Source organism: Streptococcus sp. SM3 (assembly GCF_027497875.1).
This window is the reverse complement of record NZ_JAJNSA010000020.1, coordinates 19351-32200: the sequence shown is the minus strand read 5'-3', so window position 1 is coordinate 32200 and position 12850 is coordinate 19351. Positions and strand designations below refer to the sequence as shown.

Genomic DNA, 12850 nt, shown 5'->3' with positions numbered 1-12850 from the left:
TCCCAGTACAAGAGATTCCTTATGGGTCAAACCATCCATTAGTGCCTGACTTGCCAAGATTGGAATCAATAAAAGAATGAAAAATAGGTATGTTTTGACGATAATCCAAAGCAAGTTCCAAATATAAAACCAGGAGTGCTTTCTTGTCTTCTCTAGACTGTATCTGACCGCTTCTTTGACTGTTTTTTTCTCAAATAAAAGCTGAGGTAGGGCAAACATCAAGCGCACTGAAATGTAAAATAGCAGTAAAGTCAGAATAGTAACCACTATACCTACTAGCCAATACTTGTCTTCTACATAATCAACGATAAAGTCCGGAATGACAATTTTATTGAGGTAGTAAATCTTTAAAATCTTTCTAATCAATGGAAAGAGCATCATGACATAAAAGAAGATAAAGGCTATCTTGGAAAGCGCCACTTGCTTCATAAACAAGAAACTTTGGCGAAAGACCTTACGACTGTACTCTAGCAAAGTTCTCTTTTCATGATAGAGGAGGTGCCGGGCTCCGATAAAGAGAAGTCCTATCTGGTAATAGGCGATCAATAAATTAACGATTACCAAAATAAATAAAGCAAGACTAACAAATGGCGAGCCCGTTATAATGGCAAAAATATTGTTGTAGGATAGAAAGAGATAACCAGTCTGACGGAGCAAAAGTCCAGCAATCCAAGAATTTGATGGTAACCAGACAAACTCAATCATCATGAAAGTCAAGAAAAAGAGAAAGAGTATTTTATCTAGATTAAAGTATATCTGCTTAAAACCTAGATTTTTAGGTTTTTCAGGTTTCATAGACACTCCTAATCAAATAATTGAGACAAGTCCAAGCCTCCAAAAGGATTGTTCGATAGGCCACTTTCTGCCCCTAACAATTCTCTAGCTTTATCCGACTCTAGAAAGGACTCGTAAACACGCGCCGTCATTCGAGCATCCTCTAAGCTATTATGAGACTGACCTTGAAATCCAAGAAATGAGGCAACAGTTTGCAATTTGAGATTGGCAATACCGTGTAAATCCGAACTCCGACGTTCAAAGGCTTCATCATACAAGTCCACCTTATACTGCAGGCTGTAGTCTAAACCATGATCCGCTAAAATAGGTAGATCACTTTTAGCAGCATTGTAGCCTACCATAGGTAAAGAACCCACAAACTCTTGGAAATCTTTTATAACTTTCTCCACTGGAGGGGCATCTTTTAAGGTCTCAGCTGTAATCCCAGTCAAACCATTGATAAAACTCTTTAGAGGCACACTAGTATGGACATATGAATCATAGGCAGCGATTTCCTGACCATCTCTAAAACGCACTGCCGATACTTGAATCAAGTATGTTTGCCCTTCATGCTGATTAAATTCTAAATCGAAAGCAATGTAATCTTCTAATCGTTCCATTCTATACCTCTCCTATACTGTTATTTTATACTCTTCGAAAATCTCTTCAAACCGCGTCAGCTTCGCCTTGCCGTAGATATATGTAACTGACTTCGTCAGTCTTATCTACAACCTCAAAGCAGTGCTTTGAGCAGCCTGCGGCTAGTTTCCTAGTTTGCTCTTTGATTTTCATTGAGTATTAATTGAGCAACTATACTATTTAGAAACAAAAGAAGCCATCAGGTTAGCATTTAACCTAAACAGCTCCTTGATTATCCTCCAAATAAACGAGCAAAAAAGCCTTTCTTAGTGGATTGGACTTCTTCTTTTGCTTGGTCCAGCTCTAGCTTAAGATTTTCTTGATCCTTCATTGCTTGAAGAGTCAATTGTTGCTGCTGATCGAGTTGTTTGTCTTTCTCAGCAATCTGACGGTCTTTGATGCGCATCTGCTCGTCTTTTTCTGATAACTGACGATCCTTGGCTTTTAATTGTTCATAAAGACGAAGAATTTCTGCATTTTTCTCATCAACCAGAATCTCCATCAGTTCACGTTGCTTGACATCTTCACTGACAGGCTCATCTTCAAAAATCGTTTTTTTATAGATTTCTTCTAGCTTAATCAAGCCACTTCTGGTAACGACTGTTACCCCTTTGTCATTTTTATCTGTGTCTTCTTCTGGTAATTCTTTGACACGGTTATTGATTGCTTGGCGAGATAATCCTAAGACCTCTGCAATCTCACTGACGGTCATTTCAATACTCATAATATCCTCTGAAACGTTTTCTAGCTTTTCTTTACTTAAATCTTATCATAAGCTAGAAAAACTGTCAAATTTCCGCTTAATCTAAAGCCTTCAAAAAGGCTAACAAGACTTGGGCAGAGCGACGTCCAGCTTCGATAATAAACTCATCAAAAGAGATGTTTGCTTCATGGTTGGCATTATCACTCATAGCTCGGATGACTAAGACTGGAAGCTCAAGAGCATGCGCTGCCTGAGCAATAGCTGCCCCCTCCATCTCAACAGCTAAAACTTCTGGGAAATGGGACTTAATCGCTTCTATCTTGTCATTTCCAGCAACAAAACTATCTCCTGTAGCAATCAAACCAAGATGCCAGTTCTGGTCCAATTGAGATAAACTCTCTTGGATTTGAGCAATAAAAGTTTTATCTGATTCGAAATAAAGCGGTTGTTGTGCCATTTGTCCATAAGCATAGCCAAAAGCTGTAACATCCACATCATGATAGGCTAATTTGTCAGCAATCACAACATCCCCAACAGCAATACCTTCTGCTACCGCCCCAGCTGATCCCGTGTTAATCAAAGCATCCACTTGGAAATGATCAGCCAAAATCGCCACACTCATAGCAGACATGACCTTACCAATTCCACTTTCTACAAGAACGACTTCATGCGAGGCAATGGTTCCTGTGTGATAGGTATTGCCTAAAACAACTTGCTCCTGGGCATTGTCTAAATGCTGGACCAGATAAGCCAGTTCTTCTGGCATAGCCGCAATAATTCCTATTTTCATTTCAATTCCTTTTCTATTACAAAAGTTTCATTGCTAGGACAAGCAAAATCAAGAGAAAGATGACAGCGAATAAGATTTTATTCAACTTAGAATTGAAGACATTTCTCTTGGTATTTTCAATGCGACGGCTTTTATGAATAGATGGTTCGACCTGAATCTTCAAGGTTTCCTGGCTAAAACCATGATCCTTAGGATTTGCATAACCAAAACGGGAAGAAGAGGTTGGTAAAATTTTTGTCTCCTCATCATCAAGTAAAGGAGGACCTGAAATTTTTTCGCCTCTATTAGCCCTTTCAATCATTTCATCCGTTAATAAAGGTTTACCCATACTGACCTCCTCTATTTTTTGTTCAATTCCCAATACTGAACAGCCATAATTGTCTTCGCGTCACAGATATGACCTGATTGGATTAATTTCTTGGCTTCTTCTAAGCTCACTTCAAGAACTTCCAAGGTCTCATCCTCATCCTGCGGACGCGGATTTTCCACTTTTTTCAAATCGCTTGCTCGGTATAGTTTTAACTTTTCATTACAAAAGCCAATGGCTGAATAAAAGTCGTACAAGAGTTCTAACTTCCCTGTATAGGCTGTTTCTTCCTCTAATTCACGCAGGGCTGCTGCTATAGGGTCTGTGTTTTCTCCTACTTCCAACTTTCCGGCTGGAATTTCGTAAGAGACAGCCTCGATGGCTTTGCGGTACTGCTTGACCAAGATGAGTTTTTGTTCATCCGTTACAGCTAAAACACAGACAGCCCCATTGTGGAAAATCAAATCCCGTTGGGCAACTCCTTTGCCTTCTGGTAATTCAACCTGATCTTGGACCAGTTTAAATATTGGTCCTTGATAGATTTCTTTTCGGCTAAGCGTTTTTTCTTCAAATTCCATGATAAGCTCCTACTGATTCTTAGGATGGTGAGGAAGGCGAGTTGCATATTCGTCTTTATTGACCTGACGTCCACGACCAATAGCAATAGCATCCGCTGGAACGTCTTTGGTAATAGTTGAACCCGCACCAACGAGGGAATTATCACCAAGTTCTACTGGCGCAATAATGGTTGAATTTGAACCAACAAAGACATTGTTGCCGATGACTGTCTTGTATTTGTTTTTGCCATCATAGTTGACTGTAATGGTTCCTGCACCGAAATTAACCTTGCTACCCACTTCACAGTTTCCGATATAAGTCAAATGACCAGCCTTGGTATTTTCACCGATTGAAGAACCTTTCACCTCAACAAAGTTACCGATATGAACTTGGGCACCTAGACTTGAACCTGGACGAATGTGGGCATACGGACCGACAGTTACGCCGTCTGCAACACTGCTTTCCTCAATCATAGAATTGGTAATGACAGCTCCTGCTCCGATAGTGCTATCCACTACATAAGTTCCATTTGTCAAAACAGTCTCAGCACCAATTCTCGTTTGCCCCTTCAAGGTAACATTGGCTTCGATTTGAACTTCCGGAGCAATCTCAACATCAATATCGATATAAGTTGCTTCTGGATTAACAAAGCTAACACCATTGACCATGTGCTGATAATTGATGCGACGACGCATAACTGACTCAGCTGTCGCAAGTGCCACACGGTCATTTACCCCAAGACTCTCATCAAAATCTTTCAAAGTATAAGCACCAACTTTTTCACCAGCTTCGCGGAAAATCCCAATGACATCTGTAATATAATATTCACCTTGAGCGTTATTGGTATTGATATTTTTCAAAGCCTCAAACAAACGCTCATTATCAAAGACATATGTTCCAGTGTTGATTTCCTTAATTTGCTTTTCAAAATCTGTAGCATCCTTCTGCTCAACAATGCGAAGAACTTCAGCATTGTCATTACGCACAATTCGTCCATAGCCAAAAGGATTATCCGTTTCAGCAGTCAAGATAGTGGCCACATTTTTATGATTGATGTGGAAATCAATCAAGTTTTTCAAGCTTTCACCAGTGATTAAAGGAGTATCTCCTGCAATAACCAAGGTGTGACCTGACAAACCTTCTAAGATAGGCTCTGTCATCATAACTGCATGACCGGTACCTAACTGTTCAGATTGAGTTACAAATTCTGTCTGTCCAGCCAAGACTTCCTCAACCAATTCCGCCTTGTGTCCGACCACTGTGACTGTCTTTTCAGGTTGGATAGCTCCCACACTACGGAAAACATGTTCCAGCATAGAAATACCCGCAACCTTGTGCAACACTTTTGGCAAATCAGATTTCATGCGAGTCCCTTTACCCGCTGCTAAAATAATGGCATAATTTGACATAATCTTCTCTTTTCTCTAGAAATTCCCTTTTATTATACCATATTTCAAATCATTCCGCGCTCTTGAATGAAAAAATGCTCTAAAGTCTTTTCTTAACCCATTTTTTGAGTATTTTTTTTGATTTTTTTTCATTTTTAAGGTAAAATTATAAGGTATGAGAAAGAAAATTAATCCGCTTATTTTATTTGGTTTTTTTGGAATTATGATTTTCATTTTAATCCTAAATCGCCCTCGTTTTGAGGACCATCCTGTAAAAACAAAGTCAAATATCGCGCAAGTAGAAACACAAGCACTACATAATATAGATAAACCAGTTATTGATGTTTCTGGTTGGCAACGACCTGAAGAAATTAATTACGATACTCTTTCCCAAAACATTTCTGGAGCCATCGTTCGTGTTCATAGTGGTGCTCAAACGTCCAAAGAAAATGATGCTTCTTTTGTTAATGGGGTAGATAAAGCCTTTAAAAACCATATTACCGAGTTTCAAAAACGAAATGTCCCAGTAGGTGTCTACGCTTATGTGGCAGGTAAAAGTATCCAAGAAATGGAAAAAGCTGCTGAAAGTTTTTATAATTCCGCATCGCCATACAGCCCTAGCTACTATTGGCTAGATGTGGAAGAAAAAACCATGTCCAATATGAACGAAGGTGTTGAAGCCTTTCGTGCAAAACTAGAATCACTAGGTGCTAAAAATATCGGAATCTACGTCGGAGTCTACTTCATGGAAGAACACAGTATTGATACTGACAAGTTTACGTCTGTTTGGATTCCTTCCTATGGTTCTGACTCAGGATTTTACGAGGCAACTCCTAAGACTGACTTAGATTACGATATTCACCAATACACTTCTAAAGGGAAAATTGCTGGCTTTGACCACGATTTGGATATCAACGTCATCTCTTCTTTAAAAAATAAAGAAGAAACCTTTAGAAAACTCTTTTTAAAACCTTAAAAGCATTTGTTTATCATTTGCTTTTTCTTTTTGTGTTTGATTGTGATACAATATAGTAAGGATTTTTTGAAATAGAAATAGTTGGAGGAACAATATGCTCTCATGGTTAGCACGTGTTATTAAAGGGATTGTCATTGCTCTTGGATTTATCTTACCAGGAATTTCCGGAGGGGTTCTAGCAGCAATCTTAGGAATTTATGAACGAATGATTGGCTTTCTGGCCCATCCCTTTAAAGACTTTAAAGAAAATGTTTTGTACTTTATTCCCGTTGCCATCGGTATGCTTCTGGGAATCGGCTTATTTTCCTACCCGATTGAATACCTGCTTGAAAATTATCAGGTCTTTGTCTTATGGAGCTTTGCGGGTGCCATCATTGGTACAGTTCCTAGCCTCCTCAAGGAATCAACTCGAGAATCTGACCGAGACAAGATTGATTTAGCTTGGTTCTGGACAACCTTTATCATTTCTGGATTAGGACTCTATGCCTTAAATTTTGTTGTTGGAACCTTAAGTGCCAGCTTTCTTAATTTCGTCCTAGCTGGTGCACTACTGGCTCTTGGCGTATTAGTTCCTGGCCTCAGTCCATCAAATCTACTTTTGATTTTGGGTCTCTATGCTCCTATGTTGACTGGTTTTAAAACCTTTGACCTCTTGGGAACCTTCTTCCCGATTGGAATCGGGGCAGGTGCAACTCTCATCATTTTTTCAAAATTGATGGATTATGCCTTAAACAACTACCACTCACGCGTCTATCATTTCATCATCGGTATCGTCTTATCAAGTACCCTTTTGATTTTGATTCCAAATGCAGGAAACGCTGAAAGTATCCAATACACTGGTCTTTCACTTGTCGGCTATGTCATCATCGCCTTCTTCTTTGCACTGGGAATCTGGCTTGGTATTTGGATGAGCCAATTGGAGGATAAGTATAAATAATGGCAAAAAAAGTTAAAATCAAAAAAACATTGGTAGAACAAATCCTGTCTAAAGCAGGTATCCCACATCAGGGGATTCAAATCAATGCCCTAGAAGGAGAGCTGCCGCAAGGTTATGAACGAGATCAGATTTTTAAAACCTTAGCTCTTTTGGGAGATAAAACAGGACCGATTATCGGAATTGTCCCTATCACTCAACACTTGTCTGAAAAGAAACTAGCCAAAATTTCTGGCAATAAAAAAGTGAGCATGATTCCACAAAAGGACTTGGAAAAAACAACTGGTTACATTCATGGAGCCAATAATCCTGTCGGAATTCGTCAGAAACACAATTATCCCATTTTTATCGATAAGATCGCTCTAGACTTGGATCAAATGATTGTCTCTGCTGGGGAAGTTGGTCACAGTATTATCGTCGCTCCCCAAGACTTGGCTAGCTTTGTAAAGGCCGACTTTGCAGATATCTTGGAGGGCAGCCAAGAATGAAACTCTACTTTGTCCGCCACGGTCGTACCCTCTGGAACCAAGAAGGACGCTTTCAAGGTGCTAGTGGTGATTCTCCCCTTCTTCCTGAATCCATTGAAACCCTAAAACAATTAGGGCAGTATCTCAAGGATGTTCCTTTCGATCAGATTTATGCAAGTGATTTACCTCGAGCGGTCAAATCTGCTGAAATTATCCAAAGTCAACTCCAGACCCCCTGTCCTTTAGAAAGTGTTCCTAATCTCCGTGAATGGCAACTTGGGAAGTTGGAAGGTTTGAAAATTGCAACCTTGGAATCTATTTACCCACAACAAGTCAAAGCTTTCCGATCTAATCTTGCTCAATTTGACACTCAAATGTTTGGAGCCGAATCCCTCTATAGCACAACACAACGGACCATCCAATTTATCAAATCCTTAAAAGATAGTCCGGCTGAGCGTATTCTAATTGTCGGTCACGGTGCCAATCTTACTGCCAGTCTTCGTACTCTTCTAGGATATAAAGAACCACTTCTTCGTAAAGATGGCGGTCTAGCGAATGCCAGCCTGACCATTCTAGAAACCCATGATTTTGAAACATTTACTCTCAATACTTGGAATGATACTTCCTATCAATAACAGAACTTGATTATAGCGTCAAGTTCTTTTTAGTTTTGAAAGATTATCCGTGAATTTCTTGCTTATTTATGATAAAATGGGAGTATCGCAAAAAATGACTCATCGTATTCAATTTTGAGTAAAACTAGGAGGATCCCATGTCAACAGAACATATGGAAGAACTAAATGACCAGCAGATCGTTCGCCGTGAAAAAATGGCTGCGCTTCGTGAACAAGGAATCGATCCTTTCGGAAAACGCTTTGAACGCACTGCAAATTCACAAGAATTAAAAGATAAATTTGCTGACCTCGATAAAGAACAATTACATGATAAAAATGAAACAGCAACTATCGCAGGACGCTTGGTAACCAAACGTGGTAAAGGCAAAGTAGGTTTTGCCCACCTTCAAGACCGCGAAGGTCAAATCCAGATCTATGTTCGTAAGGATGCTGTCGGTGAAGAAAACTACGAAATCTTCAAAAAAGCGGACCTTGGTGACTTCCTTGGTGTCGAAGGTGAAGTGATGCGTACAGATATGGGAGAACTCTCTATCAAAGCTACTCACATCACTCACTTGTCTAAGGCACTTCGCCCACTTCCTGAGAAATTCCACGGTTTGACAGATGTTGAAACAATTTACCGTAAACGTTACCTTGACTTGATTTCTAACCGTGAAAGTTTTGAGCGTTTTGTCACTCGTTCAAAAATCATTTCTGAAATCCGTCGTTACCTTGATCAAAAAGGTTTCCTTGAAGTGGAAACACCTGTTCTTCACAATGAAGCTGGTGGTGCTGCTGCCCGTCCATTTATCACCCACCACAATGCTCAAAACATTGACATGGTGCTTCGTATCGCGACTGAACTTCACTTGAAACGCCTTATCGTCGGTGGTATGGAACGCGTCTATGAAATCGGACGTATCTTCCGTAACGAGGGAATGGATGCTACTCATAACCCTGAGTTTACTTCTATCGAAGTTTACCAAGCTTATGCAGACTTCCAAGACATCATGGACTTGACTGAAGGCATTATCCAACACGCTGCTAAAGCTGTCAAAGGCGATGGCCCAGTTAACTATCAAGGTACTGAAATCAAAATCAATGAACCATTTAAACGTGTTCACATGGTTGATGCTATCAAGGAAATTACTGGTGTCGATTTCTGGCAAGACATGACTTTCGAGGAAGCCAAAGCTATCGCTGCTGAGAAGAAAGTTCCAGTTGAGAAACACTACACTGAAGTTGGTCACATTATCAATGCCTTCTTTGAAGAGTTTGTTGAAGAAACTTTGATCCAACCAACCTTTGTTTATGGACATCCAGTAGCTGTATCTCCACTGGCTAAGAAAAATCCTGAAGACCAACGCTTTACTGACCGTTTCGAGCTCTTCATCATGACTAAGGAGTACGGTAATGCCTTTACTGAGTTGAACGACCCAATCGACCAGCTTAGCCGTTTCGAAGCCCAAGCCAAAGCCAAAGAACTTGGTGACGATGAAGCGACAGGCATCGACTACGACTACATTGAAGCCCTTGAATACGGTATGCCTCCAACAGGTGGTTTAGGAATAGGTATCGACCGTCTCTGCATGCTCCTCACTGACACAACCACTATCCGTGACGTATTGCTCTTCCCAACAATGAAATAAGCTCTTATCCTCTGACTCTTGTCAGGGGATTTTTCGATACAAAAAGAGACTGAGGAAAAACTCAATCTCTACTTTTCACTTCTTTTGTTGCCACATCTTCTCCAAACCATTTTTGGCTGATTTCCTGGAACTTTCCTTCTTGGTATAGTTCGATAAAGGCCTGGTTTAATGCTGTTAATAATCTTTTATCAGCTGGTCTAACTCCGACCGCAAAGGATTCACTCTCAAATCCTGCTGAAAAGACATTATAGTCATTTAATATTCCTTCAGACTGAAGATAATAATTGGCATACACTCGGTCAATCAACAAGGCATCAATACGGTCATTTTTCAAATCAATCAAGGCCTCATTAAAACTCTGGTATTGATTGGCCTTCTGGTCTTTGACACGATTTTTCAATAAATCTGGCTGGGCCTCAAAGTCAAGATAACCAGAGGACCCAGCTTGGGCTCCCAAGGTCTTATCCTTCATATCCTCTACTGAATGAATCTGCTGGTTTTTCTTAGCAACCAGAACCTGCTGATTTTCCATATAAGGAATGCTAAAAGCAACGTTCTCTCGGCGCTCATCAGTGGCAGAATATCCATTCCAGATGGCATCTATGGTTCCATTTTGCAGTTCCGTCTCCTTCATATCCCAGTCGATTGGCTGAAATTGCACCTTGACACCTAATTTTTCAGAGACAACTTGTGCTAAGTCAATATCAAAGCCTGTATATTGGCCATTCTTTTCTTCAAAACCCATGGGTACAAAGGTATTGTCAAAACCAATAGTAATGGTTCCCTGCTCTTGATACTTATCCCAGTTATCCTGCTTTGGATCACTAGCTTTCTGAGTACAGGCCGTTAAAAAGAGAGTCAGGAGAGAAACCAATACTAAAGCAATTTTCTTATTAGTCATCGGCACCTCCTACTTGGGCTCAACCTTAAGAATCTGGTCTGCGATATTTTCAGCGAATTGTAAGTCGTGGGTTACCACAATCTGCGTCATCCCAAGTTCCCTATTTTGCAAGATTAGTTTTTCCACTTCCAAGCGCAATTCTGGATCTAGGGCAGAAGTTGGTTCATCGTAGCCAATGATTTCTGGGTCAATCATCATAGCACGCGCCAAGGCCACACGCTGCTTTTGCCCACCAGATAATGAGAAAGGATAGGCATCTGCGTGCCCTGCTAGTCCTAACTGTTCCAAAAGCCCTCGCGCCTTCTTCTCAGCCTCTTCCTGCTTCATTCCCATAGTTTTCACAGGTGATAAAGTCAAATTATCTAGAACTGATAAATGAAGGAAAAGTTGAAAATCTTGAAATACAAATCCCAATAGATTTCGCTTCTCCAGTTCATCCAGTTCTAAAGATTCTCCATTATAAAAGATTTGCCCTGAATCAATGGTTTCAAGACCTGCAAGCATACGTAAGAGGGTTGTCTTACCTCCACCAGAAGGTCCTACGATAGCCAAGATTTGCTTTTCAGGAATTTTTAGACTGAAATTGGACAAAATTTGCTTTTCACCAAATCCTTTATTGATATTTCGTAATTCTAACATGGCAGCCTCCTATCTATAGTAACTGTACTTCTTCTCAACTTTTTTTGCAAGAATGGTCACAATACCAATCAAAATCAAGTAAATAGCTCCTGCCAAGAACATAGGAACTAGGCTAGCATCACGGTTGGAAGCTGTGCGACTAGCCAAGATAAGGTCTGAAATGCCTAGAGCATAGACCAGAGAGGTATCCTTGACCAAACTCATGACTTCATTAAAGACACTAGGAAGAACAATCTTGGTCACTTGGGGCAAGATAATATAGCGTACAGTAGCAAAAGGACTGAACTTCAAGACCTTAGCAGCCTCATATTGACCTTTAGGAATGGTATCAATCCCTCCACGGAAGATTTCAGCAAAGTAAGCCGCATAATTGAGAACAAAGGCGATGATGGCCGCAGGAAGACGGTCCAAACGAATCCCAATACTTGGCAGCACATAATAGATAAAGATTAATTGCAAGAGCAAGGGTGTTCCCCGCATAATCCAAATGTAAATGTTAATCAGATGATGGAGGGGCTTCCAATGGACTTGCAAGGCAAAGGCAATCAAAACGCCCAAGGGAATAGAAAAAATCAAGACCAGTGCAAAAACCTGCAAAGTCATGCTTGCACCTCTCAATAAACTCGGTAATATCTCAAACAAATAAGACATACTGCACCTCCTAAAAATAATTGTTCCTATTATAGCATAAATAAACAAAATAACCAAGAAATTTTGTAAAAAAATTCTCTTTAAAAAGAAAAAATATATCTATCAAAAAAAGAAAGGACGAAATGTGTCCTTTCTCGATCTTAGCTTTCCTTTAACTAAAGAGACATAAAATCATCCATTGCCAGTCTCATAAAAAACCAGATAAACAAACCAAGAATTAGATAGGCGTAGAGTGGCAGGGAAGCAAAGATAAAAGGTGATAGTAAAATCATACCCAAGGTATCTCCAAAATTTGTACAAATACAATACAATCAAAAAAAAAGATAAAGGATAAAAATAATAAACCAAAAGCAAAATCGCTTGCGTGCTTTTTCTTTTCGAAACATTTCTTCCACCTCCCCTTCTATAGCTCTATTATATTACTAAGACTTTTATTTGTAAAAGTACTATCAAAAAGAAGGGACTTTTTAATTTTTTTATATCGTTGCAAATTACGATAAGCTAATTCTACGCAAACCAATAAAGATAATCTCTCAACTGATATCAAAAATAACAGAAAGAATAGTGAATAAATTACCAACATAATAAAAGTTGCAAAAATTTCTTCCATATCATGATTAAAAATATAAATAATCGTTTAGGTATAGAGTGCTAAGGCAGAAATAGCCACACCTAATCAAATATGTGCCCAAATCAATCCTTTTCCAGTCATCTTTCTCCCCAGATCACTATAGAGCCTCTCTAGTCCTTTACCAATCGTTTCTGATTGTCCTTATTGTAGCTTTATTGATACAAAATCGAGTTTATTTAAAATTCTCTCATCAACTCTCACTGGTATAACAAATTGCTTATCCATATAG

General features: G+C 39.6%; 15 protein-coding genes. 5 read left to right on the top strand and 10 right to left on the bottom strand.

The annotated features are described in order from the left end of the window. The 7 genes from PAN06_RS05195 to glmU all read right to left on the bottom strand — a co-directional run. The coding region (locus PAN06_RS05195) for a glycerophosphoryl diester phosphodiesterase membrane domain-containing protein (protein WP_269795773.1) at window positions 1-795 on the bottom strand (795 nt) is incomplete at its 3' end. An 8-nt stretch (window positions 796-803) separates the two neighbouring features. Further along, window positions 804-1394 carry a 3'-5' exonuclease gene (locus tag PAN06_RS05190; RefSeq protein ID WP_125458013.1) on the bottom strand — a complete coding sequence of 197 codons (591 nt, stop codon included), beginning with the start codon at window positions 1392-1394 and terminating at the stop codon, window positions 804-806. Window positions 1395-1645: 251 nt separating this feature from the next. After that, window positions 1646-2137: a chromosome segregation protein RocS gene (rocS, locus tag PAN06_RS05185; RefSeq protein ID WP_000021242.1), complete on the bottom strand. Its 492-nt coding sequence runs from the start codon at window positions 2135-2137 to the stop codon at window positions 1646-1648. A gap of 76 nt (window positions 2138-2213) precedes the next feature. Next, entirely contained in the window at window positions 2214-2906 is a 693-nt protein-coding gene (locus PAN06_RS05180) for a 5'-methylthioadenosine/adenosylhomocysteine nucleosidase (RefSeq protein WP_004261401.1), read from the bottom strand. 16 nt (window positions 2907-2922) lie between these two features. Next, window positions 2923-3234, bottom strand: coding sequence for a cell wall synthase accessory phosphoprotein MacP (gene macP, locus PAN06_RS05175; RefSeq protein ID WP_000517861.1), 312 nt, complete (start codon window positions 3232-3234; stop codon window positions 2923-2925). 11 nt (window positions 3235-3245) lie between these two features. Continuing rightward, on the bottom strand, window positions 3246-3791 hold the full coding sequence (locus tag PAN06_RS05170; RefSeq protein WP_269795772.1) for an NUDIX hydrolase: 546 nt from the start codon (window positions 3789-3791) through the stop codon (window positions 3246-3248). Window positions 3792-3800: 9 nt separating this feature from the next. Next, the gene (glmU, locus tag PAN06_RS05165) at window positions 3801-5180 is read right to left on the bottom strand and encodes a bifunctional UDP-N-acetylglucosamine diphosphorylase/glucosamine-1-phosphate N-acetyltransferase GlmU (RefSeq protein ID WP_269795771.1); all 1380 of its coding nucleotides are present in this window, start codon (window positions 5178-5180) and stop codon (window positions 3801-3803) included. A 154-nt stretch (window positions 5181-5334) separates the two neighbouring features. Here glmU and PAN06_RS05160 point away from each other — a divergent pair, with 154 nt between their 5' ends. The 5 genes from PAN06_RS05160 to lysS all read left to right on the top strand — a co-directional run bounded on the left by PAN06_RS05160 (window position 5335) and on the right by lysS (window position 9799). Further along, complete coding sequence (locus tag PAN06_RS05160) at window positions 5335-6135, top strand: glycoside hydrolase family 25 protein (protein WP_120770081.1); 801 nt, start codon at window positions 5335-5337, stop codon at window positions 6133-6135. Between the two features lie 94 nt (window positions 6136-6229). Continuing rightward, on the top strand, window positions 6230-7072 hold the full coding sequence (locus PAN06_RS05155) for a DUF368 domain-containing protein (protein ID WP_078238385.1): 843 nt from the start codon (window positions 6230-6232) through the stop codon (window positions 7070-7072). After that, complete coding sequence (locus tag PAN06_RS05150; protein ID WP_078228420.1) at window positions 7072-7557, top strand: aminoacyl-tRNA deacylase; 486 nt, start codon at window positions 7072-7074, stop codon at window positions 7555-7557. Before PAN06_RS05155 ends, PAN06_RS05150 begins: the two co-directional genes overlap by 1 nt. After that, window positions 7554-8171 (top strand): histidine phosphatase family protein, encoded by a 618-nt coding sequence (locus tag PAN06_RS05145; protein ID WP_125458015.1) that lies wholly within the window; start codon window positions 7554-7556, stop codon window positions 8169-8171. The genes PAN06_RS05150 and PAN06_RS05145 overlap by 4 nt, the downstream gene beginning before the upstream one ends. 137 nt (window positions 8172-8308) lie before the next feature. Beyond that, a complete protein-coding gene (lysS, locus tag PAN06_RS05140; protein WP_125458016.1) occupies window positions 8309-9799 on the top strand; it encodes a lysine--tRNA ligase in 1491 nt (496 codons plus the stop codon). Window positions 9800-9860: 61 nt separating this feature from the next. Here lysS and PAN06_RS05135 read toward each other — a convergent pair whose 3' ends face one another. Genes PAN06_RS05135 through PAN06_RS05125 form a run of 3 tightly spaced genes read right to left on the bottom strand, consistent with a single transcriptional unit; the run spans window position 9861 to window position 11990 of the window. Next, window positions 9861-10700: an amino acid ABC transporter substrate-binding protein gene (locus PAN06_RS05135; protein ID WP_269795770.1), complete on the bottom strand. Its 840-nt coding sequence runs from the start codon at window positions 10698-10700 to the stop codon at window positions 9861-9863. A gap of 9 nt (window positions 10701-10709) precedes the next feature. Further along, complete coding sequence (locus tag PAN06_RS05130) at window positions 10710-11339, bottom strand: amino acid ABC transporter ATP-binding protein (RefSeq protein ID WP_269795769.1); 630 nt, start codon at window positions 11337-11339, stop codon at window positions 10710-10712. Window positions 11340-11348: 9 nt separating this feature from the next. Beyond that, window positions 11349-11990, bottom strand: a complete 642-nt coding sequence (locus PAN06_RS05125) for an amino acid ABC transporter permease (protein ID WP_269795768.1) — start codon at window positions 11988-11990, stop codon at window positions 11349-11351. Between the last annotated feature and the right edge of the window lie 860 nt (window positions 11991-12850).